The 17,203-nt window shown below is 65.6% G+C and carries 16 protein-coding genes; 12 read left to right on the forward strand and 4 right to left on the reverse strand.

What is annotated here, in order from left to right; all coding sequences use genetic code 11:
• Positions 1-230: 230 nt before the first annotated feature.
• The 4 genes from NY023_RS09370 to NY023_RS09385 are packed head-to-tail and all read left to right on the forward strand — an operon-like array spanning position 231 to position 5,363.
• A complete protein-coding gene (locus NY023_RS09370; RefSeq protein ID WP_013971800.1) occupies positions 231-713 on the forward strand; it encodes a formate dehydrogenase subunit gamma in 483 nt (160 codons plus the stop codon).
• Positions 707-2,284, forward strand: coding sequence for a formate dehydrogenase beta subunit (locus tag NY023_RS09375; RefSeq protein WP_013971801.1), 1,578 nt, complete (start codon positions 707-709; stop codon positions 2,282-2,284). The genes NY023_RS09370 and NY023_RS09375 overlap by 7 nt, the downstream gene beginning before the upstream one ends.
• Positions 2,281-5,163, forward strand: coding sequence for a formate dehydrogenase subunit alpha (gene fdhF / locus NY023_RS09380; RefSeq protein ID WP_013971802.1), 2,883 nt, complete (start codon positions 2,281-2,283; stop codon positions 5,161-5,163). The genes NY023_RS09375 and fdhF overlap by 4 nt, the downstream gene beginning before the upstream one ends.
• Positions 5,160-5,363, forward strand: coding sequence for a formate dehydrogenase subunit delta (locus tag NY023_RS09385; protein ID WP_013971803.1), 204 nt, complete (start codon positions 5,160-5,162; stop codon positions 5,361-5,363). Before fdhF ends, NY023_RS09385 begins: the two co-directional genes overlap by 4 nt.
• A 142-nt stretch (positions 5,364-5,505) precedes the next feature.
• Here the strand turns inward: NY023_RS09385 and NY023_RS09390 are convergent, their stop codons facing one another.
• Positions 5,506-6,369 (reverse strand): universal stress protein, encoded by an 864-nt coding sequence (locus tag NY023_RS09390; RefSeq protein WP_013971804.1) that lies wholly within the window; start codon positions 6,367-6,369, stop codon positions 5,506-5,508.
• 154 nt (positions 6,370-6,523) lie between these two features.
• Here NY023_RS09390 and NY023_RS09395 point away from each other — a divergent pair, with 154 nt between their 5' ends.
• The gene (locus NY023_RS09395) at positions 6,524-7,141 is read left to right on the forward strand and encodes a tRNA-(ms[2]io[6]A)-hydroxylase (protein ID WP_013971805.1); all 618 of its coding nucleotides are present in this window, start codon (positions 6,524-6,526) and stop codon (positions 7,139-7,141) included.
• A 22-nt stretch (positions 7,142-7,163) separates the two neighbouring features.
• Here the strand turns inward: NY023_RS09395 and NY023_RS09400 are convergent, their stop codons facing one another.
• Positions 7,164-7,484, reverse strand: coding sequence for a YqjD family protein (locus NY023_RS09400; protein WP_013971806.1), 321 nt, complete (start codon positions 7,482-7,484; stop codon positions 7,164-7,166).
• A 129-nt stretch (positions 7,485-7,613) separates the two neighbouring features.
• On the opposite strand from NY023_RS09400, the gene NY023_RS09405 reads away from it, so the two are divergent.
• Positions 7,614-7,877 (forward strand): hypothetical protein, encoded by a 264-nt coding sequence (locus NY023_RS09405; protein ID WP_003256287.1) that lies wholly within the window; start codon positions 7,614-7,616, stop codon positions 7,875-7,877.
• Between the two features lie 18 nt (positions 7,878-7,895).
• Here the strand turns inward: NY023_RS09405 and NY023_RS09410 are convergent, their stop codons facing one another.
• A complete protein-coding gene (locus tag NY023_RS09410; protein WP_013971807.1) occupies positions 7,896-8,378 on the reverse strand; it encodes an LEA type 2 family protein in 483 nt (160 codons plus the stop codon).
• A gap of 135 nt (positions 8,379-8,513) precedes the next feature.
• Between NY023_RS09410 and NY023_RS09415 the strand changes: the two genes are divergently transcribed.
• Together NY023_RS09415 and NY023_RS09420 are read left to right on the forward strand one after the other, a co-directional pair.
• Positions 8,514-9,635, forward strand: a complete 1,122-nt coding sequence (locus NY023_RS09415; protein WP_013971808.1) for a sigma-70 family RNA polymerase sigma factor — start codon at positions 8,514-8,516, stop codon at positions 9,633-9,635.
• 226 nt (positions 9,636-9,861) lie between these two features.
• Positions 9,862-12,288 carry a TonB-dependent receptor gene (locus NY023_RS09420; protein WP_013971809.1) on the forward strand — a complete coding sequence of 809 codons (2,427 nt, stop codon included), beginning with the start codon at positions 9,862-9,864 and terminating at the stop codon, positions 12,286-12,288.
• A 114-nt stretch (positions 12,289-12,402) separates the two neighbouring features.
• On the opposite strand, the gene NY023_RS09425 is transcribed toward NY023_RS09420, so the two are convergent.
• Entirely contained in the window at positions 12,403-13,293 is an 891-nt protein-coding gene (locus tag NY023_RS09425) for a LysR family transcriptional regulator (RefSeq protein ID WP_023661939.1), read from the reverse strand.
• A gap of 102 nt (positions 13,294-13,395) precedes the next feature.
• On the opposite strand from NY023_RS09425, the gene NY023_RS09430 reads away from it, so the two are divergent.
• The 4 genes from NY023_RS09430 (at position 13,396) to NY023_RS09445 (ending at position 17,141) form a co-directional block, all read left to right on the forward strand.
• Positions 13,396-14,475, forward strand: coding sequence for an extracellular solute-binding protein (locus NY023_RS09430; RefSeq protein ID WP_024086599.1), 1,080 nt, complete (start codon positions 13,396-13,398; stop codon positions 14,473-14,475).
• Between the two features lie 25 nt (positions 14,476-14,500).
• Positions 14,501-15,466 carry an agmatinase gene (gene speB, locus NY023_RS09435; protein ID WP_013971812.1) on the forward strand — a complete coding sequence of 322 codons (966 nt, stop codon included), beginning with the start codon at positions 14,501-14,503 and terminating at the stop codon, positions 15,464-15,466.
• A gap of 185 nt (positions 15,467-15,651) precedes the next feature.
• Positions 15,652-15,969, forward strand: coding sequence for a hypothetical protein (locus NY023_RS09440; RefSeq protein ID WP_013971813.1), 318 nt, complete (start codon positions 15,652-15,654; stop codon positions 15,967-15,969).
• A 23-nt stretch (positions 15,970-15,992) separates the two neighbouring features.
• Positions 15,993-17,141, forward strand: coding sequence for a PQQ-dependent sugar dehydrogenase (locus NY023_RS09445; RefSeq protein WP_013971814.1), 1,149 nt, complete (start codon positions 15,993-15,995; stop codon positions 17,139-17,141).
• The last annotated feature ends 62 nt before the right edge of the window (positions 17,142-17,203 follow it).

The following is a 17,203-nucleotide window of genomic DNA, read 5'->3' on the forward strand; positions in this document are numbered from 1 at the left end:
CAAACCGCGTCGGTTTCAGGATGCGCCTGGTCGTTCGCACGCAACCCCCGGGCGCCACAAGTGCCATGCTTGCAGGATGCCTCGGACCAGTGCGCGCAGACGTACGGCCGCAGGCAAGGAGGCCGCTGGCTCCACGCAACCGTGACGTGGCCGGCGCGCCGCAGCAGAACACGCCGGATACCTGCCCTCACAACAATTCAGGCAGGGTCCGTGATGCCGAGGTCCGCTGTATGCCTGATGAATTGCTCCACCTGCCTGTGATCCAACGCATTCTGGCCCGTGACAAGGATACCCCCGGCGCGCTGTTGCCGATCCTGCATGCCATCCAGCACGACATCGGCTACATCCCCGATGCCGCTGTCGCCGAAATTGCCCATGCCCTGAACCTCAGCCTGGCCGAGGTGCGTGGGGTTATCAGCTTCTACCACGATTTCCGCACCACGCCACCGGCGCGCCACACCCTGCGCCTGTGCCGCGCCGAGTCGTGCCAGAGCCGGGGCGCCGAGGCGCTGGCCGCGCAACTGCGCGAACAGCTGGCGCTGGACGACCACGGCACCAGCGCCGACGGCGCCATCAGCCTGCGCCCGGTGTACTGCCTGGGCGCCTGTGCCTGCTCGCCAGCGCTGGAGCTGGACGGCCAGGTGCATGCGCGCCTTACCCCGGAGCGCCTGCGCGCGCTGGTCAACGCTTGCCGGGAGGACGCAGCATGCTGAAGCTGTATATCCCCTGCGATTCGGTAGCCCGGGCCGTGGGCGCCGACCAGGTTGCCGATGCATTGCAGCGTGAGGCCGAGCGCCGCCAGCTGCCGCTGGATATCCAGCGCACCAGCTCCCGCGGGCTGTATTGGCTGGAGCCGCTGCTGGAGTGCGACAGCGCGCAAGGGCGCCTGGGTTTCGGCCCGGTCACCCCGGAAGACGTGCCGTCCTTACTCGACGCCTTGACCGGTGAGCCCGGTGAGCCCGGTGAACCTGGTGGCCACTCGCTGGCCCTGGGGCCGGTCGAGGACATCCCTTACCTCAAGACCCAGCAGCGCCTGCTGTTCGCCCGCGCCGGCATCACCCGCCCGTTGTCGCTGGACGACTACCGTGCCCATGGCGGTTTTGCCGGCCTTGAAGCGGCCGTGGCCCTGGATGGTGCCGAGGTGGTCGCCGCCGTGCTCGATTCCGGCCTGCGCGGCCGCGGCGGTGCTGCGTTCCCGGCCGGCATCAAGTGGCGCACCGTGCGTGACGCCGGGGCCGGGCAGAAGTACGTGGTGTGCAACGCCGACGAGGGTGACTCCGGTACCTTCGCCGACCGCATGCTGATGGAAGGCGACCCGTTCCTGCTGATCGAGGGCATGATCATTGCCGGCCTCGCCGTGGGTGCCGACAAGGGCTACATCTATGTGCGCTCGGAATACCCCGACGCCATCCGCGTGCTTGACCAGGCCTTCGCCATCGCCCGTGACGCCGGCTATCTCGGCAGCGACGTGGCCGGCAGCGGCCAGGCCTTCGACCTGGAAGTGCGGGTCGGCGCCGGCGCCTATATCTGCGGCGAAGAAACCGCGCTGCTCGAATCCATCGAAGGCAAGCGCGGCATCGTTCGCGCCAAGCCTCCGCTACCCGCGCTGCAGGGCCTGTTCGGCCTGCCGACGCTGGTGCACAACGTACTCACCCTGGCCTCGGTACCCGTCATCTTGGCCAAGGGCGCGGCGTTCTATCGCGACTTCGGCATGGGCCGCTCACTGGGCACCATGCCGTTCCAGCTGGCCGGCAACATCCGCCAGGGCGGCCTGGTGGAACGCGCCTTTGGTCTGACCTTGCGCGAGCTGGTGGAAGGCTATGGCGGCGGCACGGCCAGCGGCCGGCCATTGAAGGCCGCGCAGGTGGGTGGCCCGCTCGGTGCCTGGGTGCCGCCCAGCCACTTCGATACGCCGCTGGACTACGAAGCCTTTGCCGCCATGGGCGCGATGCTCGGCCACGGTGGTGTGGTAGTGGCCGACGACACCCTGAACATGGCCAGCATGGCGCGCTTCGCCTTGCAGTTCTGTGCCGAGGAATCCTGTGGCAAGTGCACCCCGTGCCGCATCGGCTCGACCCGCGGCATGGAAGTGGTCGACCGGCTGATCGCCACCAGCGACATGACCGAGCGGCATGACCAGGCCCTGTTGCTGCGCGACCTGTGCGACACCATGCAATACGGCTCGCTGTGCGCCATGGGCGGCATGACCGCTTATCCGGTGGCCAGCGCGCTGAAGTACTTCCCCGCCGATTTCGGGCTGACCCACACGGAGGCCGCGCAGTGATCAATTTCTTCGACCCCGCTTCTGATAAAAGCAGCGACCTCGGCACCCCGGCCCGTGACAGCGAGGTACAGGTCAGCCTGAGCATCGATGGCCGTGCCATCACTGTGCCCGCCGGTACGTCGGTGATGCGTGCCGCGGCCATGCTCGGCACCAGCATCCCCAAACTGTGCGCCACCGACAGCCTCGAAGCCTTCGGCTCGTGCCGCATGTGCATGGTGGAAATCGAAGGCATGCGCGGCTACCCGGCGTCCTGCACCACCCCGGTCAGCGAAGGCATGGTAGTGCACACCGAAACCCCGCGCCTGGCCGGCCTGCGCCGCAACGTGATGGAGCTGTACATCTCCGACCACCCGCTGGACTGCCTGACCTGTTCGGCCAACGGTAACTGCGAGCTGCAGACCGTGGCCGGCCAGGTGGGCCTGCGCGAGGTGCGCTACGGCTATGACGGCGCCAACCACCTTGCCGAAAAAAAGGACGTATCCAACCCGTACTTCGACTACGAGCCTAGCAAGTGCATCGTCTGCAGCCGCTGTGTGCGTGCCTGCGAGGACATCCAGGGCACCTTCGCCCTGACCATCACCGGGCGCGGCTTCGAATCGCGAGTGGCGGCGGCGGGTGGTGAGAACTTCCTCGCCTCCGAGTGCGTGTCTTGCGGCGCCTGCGTGCAGGCCTGCCCGACCGCGACCCTGACCGAAAAGAGCCTGGTACAGCTGGGCCAGCCCGAGCGTGCGGTCATCACCACCTGCGCCTATTGCGGCGTCGGCTGCTCGTTCCGCGCCGAAATGAAGGGCGACCAGCTGGTGCGCATGGTCCCGGACAAGAACGGCGGCGCCAACCACGGCCACGCCTGCGTCAAGGGCCGCTTCGCCTGGGGTTACGCCACCCACCCGGACCGCATCACCAAGCCAATGATCCGCAAGCGCCTGGAAGACCCATGGCAGGAAGTCAGCTGGGACGAGGCGGTGACCTACGCCGCCAGCGAGTTCCGCCGTATCCAGCTGAAGTACGGTCGCGATTCCATCGGCGGCATCACCTCCAGCCGCTGCACCAACGAAGAAGCCTACCTGGTGCAGAAACTGGTGCGCACGGCGTTCGGCAACAACAACGTCGACACCTGCGCGCGGGTATGCCATTCGCCCACCGGCTATGGCCTGAAGCAGACCCTGGGTGAGTCGGCCGGTACACAAAGCTTCGACTCGGTGATGCAGGCCGACGTGGTGCTGGTGATCGGCGCCAACCCCACCGACGCCCACCCGGTATTCGGCTCGCAGCTCAAGCGCCGCCTGCGCCAGGGCGCGCGGCTGATCGTGATCGACCCTCGGCGCATCGACCTGGTCGACTCGCCGCACGCCCGCGCCGAGCTGCACCTGCAACTGCGCCCCGGTACCAACGTGGCCATGCTCAACGCCCTGGCCCACGTGATCGTCACCGAAGGCCTGCTGGCCCAGCGCTTCATCGATGCCCGCTGTGAAACCGAGGATTTTGCCCGCTGGCGCGACTTCGTCAGCCTGGCGGAAAACGCCCCCGAAGTGCTTGGCCCGGTCTGCGGCGTGCCTGCCGAGCAGATCCGCGCCGCCGCCCGGCTGTACGCCACCGGCGGCAACGCGGCGATCTACTACGGCCTGGGCGTGACCGAGCACAGCCAGGGCAGCACCGCGGTGATGGGCATCGCCAACCTGGCCATGGCCACCGGCAACATCGGCCGTGAAGGGGTAGGGGTGAACCCGCTGCGCGGGCAGAACAACGTGCAAGGCTCGTGCGACATGGGCTCGTTCCCCCACGAACTGCCCGGCTACAGGCACATTTCCAACGAAGTTGTGCGCGCCGAGTTCGAGCAGGCCTGGGGCGTGACGCTGCAGCCTGACCCGGGCCTGCGCATCCCCAACATGTTCGAGGCTGCGCTGGACGGCAGTTTCAAGGCCCTTTACTGCCAGGGCGAGGACATTGCCCAGAGCGACCCCAACACCCAGCACGTCACCGCGGCCCTGCTGGCCATGGAGTGCGTGGTGGTGCAGGACATCTTCCTCAACGAAACAGCCAAGTTCGCCCATGTGTTCCTGCCGGGCAGCTCGTTCCTGGAGAAGGACGGTACCTTCACCAATGCCGAGCGGCGTATTTCGCGGGTGCGCAAGGTCATGGAGCCGTTGGCCGGGAAGGCCGACTGGGAGGCGACCATAGCCCTGGCCAATGCCTTGGGCTACCCGATGAGCTACCGTCACCCGTCCGAGATCATGGACGAGATCGCCCGCCTTACGCCTACCTTCCGCCGCGTCAGCTACGCCGAGATCGACCGCCACGGCAGCCTGCAGTGGCCGTGCAACGACGCAGCGCCGGATGGCACGCCGACCATGCACATCGACCAGTTCGTACGTGGCAAGGGGCGCTTCATGCTCACCGGCTACGTGCCCACCGAGGAGAAGGTCAACAACCGCTACCCGCTGCTGCTGACCACCGGGCGCATTCTCAGCCAGTACAACGTCGGCGCCCAGACCCGGCGTACCGGTAACGTTGCCTGGCATGACGCCGACCGCCTGGAAATCCACCCGACCGACGCCGAAAGCCGTGGCATCCAGGATGGCGACTGGGTCGGCATCGGCAGCCGCGCCGGGCAGACGGTGCTGCGCGCCAAGGTCAGCACGCGGGTGGCGCCGGGTGTGGTGTACACCACCTTCCACTTCCCAGAGTCGGGGGCCAACGTGATTACCACCGACAATTCCGACTGGGCCACCAACTGCCCTGAGTACAAGGTGACGGCGGTGGAGGTGGTGAAAGTGTTCCAGCCGTCGCAGTGGCAGAAACGCTACCAGGACTTCAGTGACGAGCAGCGGCGGTTGTTGAAGGAGCGTCGTATTGCCGAGAAAACCGAGGTACGCCGATGAGCAGTGAGAATCTGGTCAAGATGGCCAACCAGATTGCCCATTACTTCGACAGCGAGCCAGACCGGGCGCTGGCGGTGCAAGGGATACGGCAGCATCTGCAGAGCTTCTGGACGCCTGCGATGCGCCGGCAACTGGCGGAATGGGCCGAGGCCAATGCAGGGGAGGGGCTGGACCCGAAGGTGCAGGAAGCGTTGGCCTAGATACTTCTTGTAAGAAATCCCTGTGGGAGCGGGTTTACCCGCGAATGCGTCGTTGGACTCACCGCCGCTTTCGCGGGTAAACCCGCTCCCACAGGGGCCCTGCAATTTCAAGGAATCATGTGTCCTCCTGAGGAAGGCAAACTCAGCCGCGGGCGAGTTCTGCCAGGTGGGCAGTTACTTCCTCGGTCTTGAGCACCAGCACATCCCCCTCCAGCGAATCCAGCACCACCTCCGCGGTATTACCAATCAATGCCCCGGAAATCCCCGTGCGGCACACCGTGCCGATCACCGTTACCACGGCATCAAGCTTCTTCTCGGTATGCGGAATCAGCACATCCGCCGGCCCTTCGGCCACATGCAGGCACTCGTCGCTGATGCCGTACTCGGCCTGGAACGCCTTGCAAGCCTCGCGGTAGCGCTTCTCGATGGTCTCGCTCAGTTGGTACGCCGGGTCCGATGCCGACAGCATCGGCGACGGATGAGCGCTGATGACATGAAGCTCGCCCTTGGCCAGCCCGGCAATGGCATAACCATGGTCGATGATGCTGGCATGCAGGCGGCGGTGGTCCTCGTCCTGGTTGCCCACGTCCACCGCGGCCAGAATCTTGCCGCCGGTCCACGGCCGCTCGCTCTTGACCATGAGCACGGCACACGGGCATTGGCGCAGCAGCTTCCAGTCGCTGGGGGTGAGCAGGGCCTTTTTCAGCGGGTTGTCCGGGCGGTGTTCCTTGATCACCAGCTCGCAGCCCTCGGCCTGCTGCACGTAGATGATGGTGTCGTGCAGGTTGTCGCGCCAGGCCTCCTCATGGGTGACGCTGTCGTACCCGTCATCATGCAGCTGGCTGCTCAGCAGGCTTAGCAGCGCGCTGTGGTCATGCCTTTTGTCGCACATCAGCAGGTGCAGGCGGGCGCCGGTGACGCCGGCGATCAGCTTGGCCCGGGTCAGTGCCCGGCTGTGGGCGTGCTCGGGGTCGAGGACGACGAGGATGCTGCGGACGGCTTGCATGGGCGTTAACTCCCTTCAAAGGTGGCGACCAATGCCTGACTATAGTCGGCGCTTCCCCCGCTGGCGCTTGATGTACATCAAGCATAGTCACTGGCGCCGCCCGCCGCCGCCGGTATAATCGCCGGCCCTGCCTGTTCTTTGTGGTCGCACGCTCATGTCCCTGATCCCCGAAATCGACGCCTTTCTTGGTTGCCCGACACCAGACGCCTGGATCGAAGCGGCGCTCGCCGACCAGGAAACCCTGCTGATCGACCACAAGAACTGCGAGTTCAAGGCTGCCAGCACCGCCCTGAGCCTGATCGCCAAGTACAACACCCACCTCGACCTGATCAACATGATGTCGCGCCTGGCCCGCGAGGAGCTGGTGCACCACGAGCAGGTGCTGCGCCTGATGAAGCGTCGTGGCGTGCCGCTGCGCCCGGTGTCGGCGGGGCGATATGCGTCGGGGCTGCGGCGGCTGGTGCGCGCCCACGAGCCGGTCAAGCTGGTGGATACGCTGGTGGTGGGGGCGTTCATCGAGGCGCGCAGCTGCGAGCGCTTTGCCGCGTTGGTACCGCATCTGGACGAGGAACTGGGCCGCTTCTACCACGGCCTGCTGAAGAGCGAAGCGCGCCATTACCAGGGTTATCTGAAACTGGCGCACAACTATGGCGAAGAGGCAGACATTGCCCGCCGGGTGGACCTGGTGCGTGCAGCGGAGGTGGAGCTGATCCAGTCACCGGACCAGGAGCTGCGCTTCCACAGCGGTATCCCGATGGCGCAGGCCGCCTGATTCGCACCAGGCGGCCCAGGCGTCAGTGACGGCGGCCCAGCAGCAGGCCGACCACCAGCCCGAGGCCAGCGGAAATGGCCACGGTCTGCCACGGGTGGCCACCGATATAGTCCTGGGTAGCGTCCATCACCGGTTGCGCCTTGCTGCGTACCTTGTCGGCGGCATTGCGCGCCTGGCGTAGCTTGAGGCTTACCTGCGTGCGCAGGGTTTCCGCCTCGTCACCCACCAGGGCGGCGCTGTCGTTCAGCAGTTTTTCCGACTCTTCGATCAGCGCCTGCAGTTCGCTGAATACCTGGTCCTTGATCTGATCGCTGTCGGTCAGCGGGGCGTTTTTCCGGGCCATGAACTCGTCCTCGTCGATGGTGTGGCTTGAACAATGGATGCCGGCGCGTCGGGAAAGTTGCGGCGGCTTTGGGCTGTTGCAGTACCTGGGTGTAAGATAGCGGCCATTTTCAAACCTGCAGGTACCTTCATGAGTTTCAATCTGGCCAACATGAGCTTCGAGGAACGGGCGCAGATCGAGGCAGAGAAGGCCCGGCTGTTCGAGCTGTGGCAGAACAACCTGGGCAAAGCCAAGGGCGAAGCGGCACGGTTGATCGCCGAGAAACCACGGCGCAAAGGCAAATGGGCCGAGTGGGTGCGCGCCGAGCTGGATGGCATGTCGCCGCCCGAATACGCCAACATGGTGCGCAGCGAAGTCAACAAGCTGATGGCCGCAGCCAGCGCCAGCCGCTGATCACACCCCGCCAGGCGCCTACCAGTAGGCGCCCTTGGGCAGGTCCAGCTTGCCCTCGTCGGTAAAGCGCACGGTCCCCAGCAGCCCGCCGGCCAGCTTGCCGCGCAGCACATAGGGCAGGCCTTGCAGCGAGTCCACCTGGCCCAGCCCATAGGCCTGGCGCAGGAAGGAAAACGCCGTGATGCTCACCGGCACCACGATCACCGCTTCGCCATAACGGCCGATGTGCCCCTGCTGGTCGCTCACCCCGGCAGCCAGCGGCTGGCCGTTCACCTCCAGGTTCAGGGCGATGCCGTTGTAGTCGATCGGCGCCTCGTTGGGGTTTTGTACCCGCATCTTCACCGCCATGCGCAGTTCCAGCTCCTGCCCGGGCAGCGGCTCGATACCGATCACGCTGATATTGACCGGGTCGCGTGCCTGGAACAGCGCACAGGCCCCCAGGCCGCAGGCCAGCAGCAGGACCAGGAACAGGCGGGCGTAGCGGTGCAGACGGGCAGCCATGGAGTGCGACCTTGCCAGAGTGGGCGAATGGGCAGTGTGGCAAATACGCGTCGACGTTGAAAGTCACCGCCCAGATGAAAGATACTGTTTCTCATTAACGCCCGATAACTTCTCCTACTGGCCGTTCCCGAACCCATGCTGACTTCTCCCGCGCCGGGCCTGCTGGCAAGCTTCCAGGAGCACTACGACGACCTGCTTCAGTTCCTGACCCGGCGCATGAGCGACCGTCAGCGCGCTGCCGATGTCGCGCAGGAAACCTACCTGAAGCTGGTGAACATCGACCAGCAGGCGGTGCCGGTGCTGCACGCGCGCAGTTTCATCTTCCGCGTGGCCGGCAACCTGGCGATCGATGCCTTGCGCCGCGAGCAGCGCATTGCCGCCAGCCACGACGACAGCGAGCGGGCAGGTGAGGTCGCCTGCCCGGCGCCGGCCCCGGAAGCGGCCTTGCTGGCCCGGGAGCGCTTGCAGATCCTCGACCAGGCGCTGCTGCAGCTATCCGACAATGCCCGCCAGGCGCTGTTGCTCAACCGCGTCGACGGCCTGACCCAGGCGCAGATCGCGCAGCGCCTGGGGGTTTCCGAAAGCATGGTGGCGAAATACATCGGCCAAGCCCTGCGCCATTGCCGCAACTGGCTCAAACAGGCGGGGGTGGCTGCTGCACTGGTGTTGGCCGTTGGTGTGGCGGGTTGGCAGAAGGCGCCAATGCTGCTGGCGGATTACCACACCGGGGTAGGTGAGCGACAGGTGATTACGTTGGCAGATGGCACGCGGGTGACGCTGAACAGTGCCACAGCCCTGAGCGTGGTGTTCAGCGACCGTGAGCGGCGGGTGGTGCTGGAATCTGGTGAGGCCTTGTTCGAGACCGCCGATGATTCACGGCCCTTTGTGGTCGACACGGCCGGTGAGCGGGTGCAGGGGAGTGCGGCCACCTTCAGCGTGCGTCGCGATGGCCGCGTGGTATTGGCCCATGGCGAAGCCAAGGTTGGCGAACATGAACTGGCAGTAGCGGCCGATGCCGGCACGCAGATGGCCTGGCAGCGCGGCAAGCTGATCTTCAACGGCAAGCCGCTGGGGCAGGTGCTGGCGGAGCTCGAGCGTTATCGGCATGGGCGGATCGTGTTGTCCGATAGCAAGCTGGCGGCGATGCAGGTCAGCGGGGTGTTCGACCTCGATGAGCCGGAGGCCCTGTTGCGGACCCTTGAGCAGCGTTATGGGCTGAAGGTGACCTACCTGCCGTGGTTGGCCGTGGTTCATTGATTCGCCTGTGCCGGCCTCTTCGCGGCTGAAGCCGCTCCCACAGGTACTGCACAGGTCTGGAAGGCTGTGGAGATCCCTGTAGGAGCGGCTTTAGCCGCGAAGAGGCCGGCACAGGAAAAATTTTTTATCTTGCACTGCAAGTTCCTGCAAGCCAGATCGTCGTAGTGGGACTGATCAGCAACCAATTCTCATTTACGACTTGTCAGGAAGCTCATTCGTGCCTCTGATGCTCAAGCCCTTGCACCGCCGCCGCGGTCCGCTTCACCATGCCCTGATGTCCTGCAGTGCCCTGGCCATGCTGGTCGGCCCGCTGCAGGTGTTTGCCTCGACCGCCACCGAACAGGCCCAGACTCAGGCCCGCCAGGTCCAGCTCGACCTGCCGGCCCAGCCGCTGGACCACGCCCTGACCACGTTCGCCGACCAGGCCGGCCTGCACCTGCTGTACACCACCGGCGACGTCGCCGGCCAATCCAGCCCGGCCTTGCAGGGCAGCTACAGCATCGAGCAGGCCCTGCAGCAGTTGCTGGCCGGCAGCGGCATGAGCTGGCACTTCAGCGATGCCCGCACGGTGACCCTGCGCAAGGCCGACGCTGCGCCGCAGGCGGTCAATCTCAAGCCGATCGAGGTCAGCGTGGCCTCGCGCACCAGCACCGCGATCAGTGAAATCCCCGGCACCGTGTGGGTGGTCGACCAGCAGCAGTTGCGCGAGCAGATCGACAGCGGCGTCAGCCTGAAGGAAGCCATCGGCAAGCTGGTGCCAGGCCTCGACCTGGCGCCGGAAGGCCGTACCAACTACGGCCAGAACATGCGCGGGCGCAATGTGCTGGTGATGATCGACGGGGTCAGCCAGAACAGCTCGCGCGGCCTGTCACGCCAGTTCGACAGCATTTCGCCGTTCAACGTCGAGCGCGTCGAAGTGCTGTCTGGCGCCAGTGCCATCTACGGTGGTGGCGCCACCGGCGGCATCATCAACATCGTGACCAAGAAGGGCGAACCCGGCCCGGCGCGTTTCGAGACCCAGCTCGGTGCCAGCAGCGGCTTCAACAACAGCGACGACCTGGCCACCCGCTTCGCCCAGTCGATCAGTGGCGGCAACGAACGGTTCAACGCCCGCCTGGGGGTTTCCGGCGAGCAGAACGAAGCCTTCTACGACGGCGCCGGCGACCAGATCTTCATCGACAACACCCAGACCGACCTGCAATACAACCGCACCATCGACGTGCTCGGCACCTTGGGGATGCAACTGAACGACCAGCAGAGCCTCGACCTGCTGGCCCAGTACTATGACTCGGGCAACCATGGCAGTACCGGTATCTACTTCCCCAACCTGAATTACAACGCCCCGTCCGACCTGGAAGACGCCGAACTGCGTAGCGGCTACTCGTCGGACCTGGAGCCGCGCACCCGGCGCCTGCTGCTGAACGCCAACTACCACCACACCGACGTGCTGGGGCAGGACTTCTACCTGCAGGCCTCTTACCGCAAGGAAGACGACAACTTCTACCCGTTCCCGTACTACAACCGCGCCACGCCCACCGGCTCGCGCGGGGTGTACTTCGCCGCCTCGCAGCAAAACTTCGAAGTCACCAGCCTCAAGGGCCTGTTCGCCAAGCAGTGGGACGCGCTGAAGCTGACCTACGGCGTCGACCTGGACCGCGAGCGCTTCAATGCCGAGCAGACCACCTTCAACGCCCAGACGTCGTCCGAGTCGGGTGGCCTGGAGCTGGAAAAGGAAAGCAAGGCCGCGCGCTACCCCAGCTACCGGGTCGATGGCGTGTCGGTGTACGCGCAGCTGGACTGGCATGCCACCGATAACCTGACCCTGTCCGGCGGCGCCCGGCGCCAGCAGATGGATGTGGACGTCAGCGACTTCAAGGGTGTGCCGGGTGGCAGCAACGATTACCAGGTCAACCTGTTCAACGTCGGTGCCATCTACGACTTCAAGAATGGCCACCAGGTATGGACCAACTACGGCGAAGGCTTCGACCTGCCCGACCCGGCCAAGTACTACGGCAAGCCCGGGTTGAGCGTGGCCGACAACCCGCTGGCCGGCATCAAGAGCCGCCAGGTGGAACTGGGCTGGCGCTATGCCGACCTGGACTGGGATGCCCAGGCGGCGCTGTACTACATCTGGTCGGACAAGATCATCGACGTCGATTCGCAGACGCTGACCATCAATGTGGAAGACCAGAAAAGCCGTGACTTCGGTTTTGAGGGCGCTCTGACCCGACACTTCCAGACAGGCTGGGAAGCCGGTGGCACCCTGCACCTGACCCGCTCCGAGGAGGAGGATGTCGATGGCGGCTGGATCAAGCGCGATGCCCGCTATGCCTCGTTGTCCAAGGCTACCGCGTTCGTCGGCTGGAAGGGCGATGGCCGCAGTGCGCGGCTACAGGCCAACCATGCCTTCAGCCTGAAGGACGATGCCGACCACGAGATCGACGGCTACACCACCTTCGACCTGCTGGGCAGCCAGGATACCGGCTTCGGCACCTTCAGCGCCGGCATCCAGAACCTGCTGGACAAGCAATACAGCACGGTCTGGGGGCAGCGTGCGACGCTGTTCTACTCGCCGACCTACGGGCCGGCTTACCTGTATGACTACCAGGGGCGCGGACGTACCTACACCCTGACCTGGAGCATGGCTTACTGATGGGTGTTGTCTGTCCCGGCCTCTTCGCGGGTAAACCCGCTCCCACAGGCACGGCGCAGCCCTCAGGCTGTGTGAGAACCCTGTAGGAGCGGGTTTACCCGCGAAGAGGCCGGTTCAGGCAAACGACGCCAGCAAATCCTGCGCAAACGCCTGCTGTGCCTCGCCAACCGCTTGCGCCCGGTGCCTGGCCAGGGTAAACGGCACCACAAAGTCCAACCCCGGGTCCAGCGCCCATAACAGCCCCTCAGCCTCCCAAGCTTGCGCACAATGGCATGGCAGATAGCCAATATGCCGCCCCGACAGAATGAACGTCAGCACGCTCTCGATCTGCTCCGCCACCGCCATGCTGCGCTGGCTCTGGAACGGCTCACCGCCCTTGAGAAACCGGTACGGATGGCGCACCTGGTCCATCGCCAGCAACCGCTCCCGGCCAACGCCAGCCTCACCGAACAGCACATGGCCCTTGCCGCAATACAGCCGTTGCCGCTCCTGGAACAGCGGCTGGTAGTCGAAGGCTGCCTGGTTGCCGGAAAAGTAGCTGATGGCGTAATCCAGCCGCTGCTCCAGCAACAAGCGCTCCAGCTCTGCCGGTGGCGCACTGATCAGTTCCAGCTGCACCGCCTCCTCGCGCCTGCGAAACGCCGCAATGGCCGCCGCCAGCTTCAGGCTCACCGCCTTGTCCTGGCTCTCCGCCATGCCTATGCGCACGGTCCCCAGCAGCCGCCCGGCAACGCCATTGGCCTGCTGGCGAAACTGTTCGATGTTCAGCAATAGCCCACGGGCGGCGTCCAGCAACAACGCGCCCTTTTCCGTCAGGTGAAAGCCACCTTTGCCGCGGCTGCACAAGCGGTAGCCCAGCCGCGCTTCCAGCTGCGCCATGCGCTGGCTGATGGTGGGCTGGCTCAAGCCCAGCACGCCTTGCGCGGCGCTGAAACCACCGGCCTCGACTACAGTGACGAATAGCCGCAGCAGGTGCAGGTCGGGGTCGTGCACTTGTCCGAGCATTACATTGCTCCTGATGAATGTCAGCTTTGTAAACTTGCCATTCCTGCAATGTAACCCGGTTGGCATGCTCGCGGCATCCACCCATTTGCCGAGGTGTTCGCCATGCGTCGATCGTTGTGCCTGCTGTCCCTGGTCCTGGCCTTGCCGCTGCAGGCCGAAGAAAAGGTCGTCAACCTCTACAGCTGGGCCGACTATGTCGCCCCGCAAACCCTCCAGCGCTTCGAGCGGGAAACCGGCTACAAGGTGCGCTATGACACCTTCGACACCACCGAAGTGCTGGAAACCAAGCTGCTGACCGGTGGTAGCGGCTATGACGTGGTGGTGCCGTCGTCAACCGTACTGGCCCGGGCGCTCAAGGCAAATGCCCTGCAGCCGTTCGATCCCCAGGCCATGCCCGGCTATGCCAACCTCGACAAGGACCTGCTGGCCAAACTCGCCGATGCCGACCCCGGCAACCGCCATGCCGTGCCCTACACCTGGGGCACCCTGGGCCTGGGGGTGAATGTGGAAGCGGTGCGCCAGCGCCTGGGGGATGTACCGCTGGACAGCCTCGACCTGCTGTTCAAGCCCGAGTACGCCAGCCGGCTGAAGGACTGCGGCATTGCCATGCCCGACTCGCCCCAGGAGGTGATCGGCGTGGCCCTGAACTACCTGGGCAAGGACCCTTACAGCCAGGACAAGGACGACCTGGCCGCCGCGCAGAACCTGCTGAGCCAGCTGCAGCCGTCGATCAGCTACGTCGCCAATGGCCGGCAGATCAGCGACCTGGCCAACGGCAGCGTGTGCCTGGCGCTGACCTACAACGGCGATGCGGCGATGGCCGCCGACCAGGCGCGTCGCGCTGGCAAACCGTTCGAGCTGATCTACCGCATCCCCCGCGAAGGCACGCTGGTGTGGCAGGACAACCTGGTCATTCCCAAGGACGCCCCGCACCCCGAGGCCGCGCGGGCGTTCATCGCCTTCATGCTCAAGCCCGAGTCGGTCGCCGCACTGACCAACACGCTGTTCTTCGCCAACGCCAACCAGGCGGCCACGCCGCTGGTGGACGAAGCAGTGCGCAATGACCCGGACATCTACCCGTCGGCCGCGGTGCGCCAGCGCCTGTATGCCGACCGCAGCATGGCCTTGGCCGACCTGCGCCAGCGCAACCGCCTGTGGACCGCGTTCCGCAGCCGCCAGTAACCGATAACGACAAAGGAACCCGACCGTGGAGCAAGCCGCAAACAACGACCAGGCCATGACCCGCGACAGCCTGTATGGCACCGCTGCGGAAAGTACCTACGCCGGCATTACCAGTTTCTCTCGCCGCCGCTACAGCCGCGACCTGCGTGGTGTCGATGTGGTGGTCAGTGGTGTGCCGTTCGATACTGCCACCAGCAACCGCCCCGGTGCGCGCTTCGGCCCGCGGGCGATCCGCGCCGCCTCGGTGCAGCAGGCCTGGGCCCGGCACTGGCCGTGGGCGTTCGACCCGTTCGACCACCTGGCGGTGATCGACTATGGCGATTGCGCCTTCGACAGCGGCACCCCGCAGTCGGTACCGGACAGCATCGAGGCCCATGCCACGCATATTCTGGAAGCAGGCTGCGCCATGCTCACCCTGGGTGGCGACCACTTCATCAGCTACCCGCTGCTCAAGGCCCATGCCCGCCGCCATGGCCCGCTGGCGCTGATCCACTTCGATGCGCACAGCGACACCTGGCCGGACGAGGAAGGCAAGCGCATCGACCACGGCACCATGTTCTGGCATGCCGCCCGCGAAGGCCTGGTGGACCCGGCCAGCTCGGTGCAGATCGGCCTGCGCACCACCAATGACGACAGCCAGGGCTTTGCCATCCTCGACGCCCGCCAGGTGCACCGGCAGGGCACCGAGGCGGTGATTGCGGCGATTCGCCAGCGGGTGGGCGAGCGGCCGGTTTACCTGACCTTCGATATCGACTGCCTCGACCCGGCGTATGCGCCCGGCACCGGCACGCCGGTATGCGGCGGGCTGAGCACGGTGCAGGCGCTGGAGATCCTTGGCGGGCTGCGCGGCATCAACCTGGTGGGCATGGACCTGGTGGAGGTGGCGCCAGCCTATGACCATGCTGACATCACCGCGCTGGCCGGGGCGACCCTGGCGATGGAAATGCTGTGCCTGTATGCGGCGCGGCACAAGGTGGACAAGGGCCAGTAATTCGGCGTCCGTAGGGGTTTGTGGGAGCGGCCTTGTGTCGCGAAAGGGCTGCGTAGCAGCCCCCAAGGCCCATACTGAAACATCAGGAATCATCTCCACCCGCATTCACACTTTTTGCCGCGAACCCTTCGCGCCTTAGGCTATCAAACCCACCAGGCGCGGCATTTTCGTACAGGAGGTGAAGCATGACCCCGACCTTGCCCATCCTGGCCCTCGGCCTGGTGCTGTGCCTGCCCGCGCAAGCGGCCCCCGAGCCGCCCTTGCAACTCGCCGCCGGCAACAATAACCCCTACAACAGCCCGATCCAGCGCGCCAACCCCAACAGCCGCCAGGGCAGCATGCCGGCCACGCCTCCCGTGCGCGGCCCGTCCACCGACCCGTACCAGCGCACGCCCACCCTGGACAACCGCGGCATCGGCAATGGCGACAACCTGCGCCGCCAGCAGCAAACCCCGAACCTGGAGCCCAGCCGACCACCGCGCGGCAACCCGCGCGCGCCATGAGCGCCCTACGAAAGGAATCCTGCATGCTTCGAGCACCCTGGTTTGTAACCCTGACCGCCGCCGCACTCCTGCCCCTGCTGGCGCAGGCGGCGGCCGAACAGCAGTTTCGCAGTGAAGAAGGCACCTTGACCGTCAGCACCCTGGCCGATGGCCTGCGCAACCCTTGGGCCCTGGCGTTCCTGCCGGGCGGCAAGGACATGCTGGTCACCGAGCGTGCCGGCAACTTGCGGGTGGTCAATGCCGAAGGCAAGGTCGGCCCGCCGATCAGCGGTGTACCCAAGGTCTGGGCCGAGGGCCAGGGCGGCTTGCTGGATGTGGTGCTGTCGCCGGAGTTCGCCAAGGACCGCACCGTCTACCTGTCCTACGCCGAAGAGGGCAGTGACGGCAAGGCCGGTACGGCGGTCGGCCGTGGCCAGTTGTCCCAGGACCGCGCCCGGCTGGAAAACTTCAACGTCATCTTCCGCCAGCAGCCCAAACTGTCGGAGGGCAACCACTTTGGCTCGCGCCTGGTGTTCGACCGCGACGGCTACCTGTTCATCGCCCTCGGTGAAAACAACCAGCGCCCGACTGCCCAGGACCTGGACAAGCTGCAAGGCAAGATCGTGCGTATCTTGCCGGACGGCGAAGTGCCCAGGGACAACCCCTTCGTCGGCGAGGACAATGTGCGGCCGGAGATCTGGTCGTTCGGCCACCGCAACCAGCAAGGCGCCGCACTCAACCCATGGACCGGCAAGCTGTGGACCCACGAGCATGGCCCGCGCGGCGGCGACGAGATCAACATTCCCGAACCCGGCAAGAACTATGGCTGGCCGATTGCGACCCACGGCATCAACTACTCGCTGCTGCCGATCCCCGAGGCCAAGGGCGAGCATGTGCAGGGCATGGTCGACCCGCACCATGTATGGGAGAAGTCGCCGGGGATCAGCGGCATGGCGTTCTACGACAGCCCTAGGTTCAAGGCCTGGGACCACAACCTGTTCATTGGCGCGCTGGCTACCCAGGAGCTGATCCGCCTGCAACTGGATGGCGACAAGGTGGTGCATGAAGAGCGTTTGCTGGGTGAGCTGAAGGCGCGTATCCGCGATGTACGGGTGGGGCCGGATGGCTACCTGTATGTGCTGACCGATGACAAGGACGGCGCGCTGCTCAAGGTAGGCCTGGGCGACGCCTGATCACCACTGTTGTACGCGGCCCCTGTGGGAGCGGGCGTGTCGAGGCGTCGAACCGCCGCGAA

Source organism: Pseudomonas sp. NBB, assembly GCF_032701105.1.
Taxonomy (GTDB): domain Bacteria; phylum Pseudomonadota; class Gammaproteobacteria; order Pseudomonadales; family Pseudomonadaceae; genus Aquipseudomonas; species Aquipseudomonas asiatica.

Excerpts from the sequence above, each read along its gene's own strand:
- NY023_RS09370 (WP_013971800.1), top strand. The coding sequence starts at position 231 with ATGCCTGATGAATTGCTCCACCTGCCTGTGATCCAACGCATTCTGGCC.
- NY023_RS09375 (WP_013971801.1), top strand. The coding sequence starts at position 707 with ATGCTGAAGCTGTATATCCCCTGCGATTCGGTAGCCCGGGCCGTGGGC.
- NY023_RS09385 (WP_013971803.1), top strand. The coding sequence starts at position 5,160 with ATGAGCAGTGAGAATCTGGTCAAGATGGCCAACCAGATTGCCCATTAC.
- NY023_RS09390 (WP_013971804.1), bottom strand. The coding sequence starts at position 6,369 with ATGCAAGCCGTCCGCAGCATCCTCGTCGTCCTCGACCCCGAGCACGCC.
- NY023_RS09395 (WP_013971805.1), top strand. The coding sequence starts at position 6,524 with ATGTCCCTGATCCCCGAAATCGACGCCTTTCTTGGTTGCCCGACACCA.
- NY023_RS09400 (WP_013971806.1), bottom strand. The coding sequence starts at position 7,484 with ATGGCCCGGAAAAACGCCCCGCTGACCGACAGCGATCAGATCAAGGAC.
- NY023_RS09405 (WP_003256287.1), top strand. The coding sequence starts at position 7,614 with ATGAGTTTCAATCTGGCCAACATGAGCTTCGAGGAACGGGCGCAGATC.
- NY023_RS09410 (WP_013971807.1), bottom strand. The coding sequence starts at position 8,378 with ATGGCTGCCCGTCTGCACCGCTACGCCCGCCTGTTCCTGGTCCTGCTG.
- NY023_RS09415 (WP_013971808.1), top strand. The coding sequence starts at position 8,514 with ATGCTGACTTCTCCCGCGCCGGGCCTGCTGGCAAGCTTCCAGGAGCAC.
- NY023_RS09420 (WP_013971809.1), top strand. The coding sequence starts at position 9,862 with ATGCTCAAGCCCTTGCACCGCCGCCGCGGTCCGCTTCACCATGCCCTG.
- NY023_RS09425 (WP_023661939.1), bottom strand. The coding sequence starts at position 13,293 with ATGCTCGGACAAGTGCACGACCCCGACCTGCACCTGCTGCGGCTATTC.
- NY023_RS09430 (WP_024086599.1), top strand. The coding sequence starts at position 13,396 with ATGCGTCGATCGTTGTGCCTGCTGTCCCTGGTCCTGGCCTTGCCGCTG.
- NY023_RS09440 (WP_013971813.1), top strand. The coding sequence starts at position 15,652 with ATGACCCCGACCTTGCCCATCCTGGCCCTCGGCCTGGTGCTGTGCCTG.
- NY023_RS09445 (WP_013971814.1), top strand. The coding sequence starts at position 15,993 with ATGCTTCGAGCACCCTGGTTTGTAACCCTGACCGCCGCCGCACTCCTG.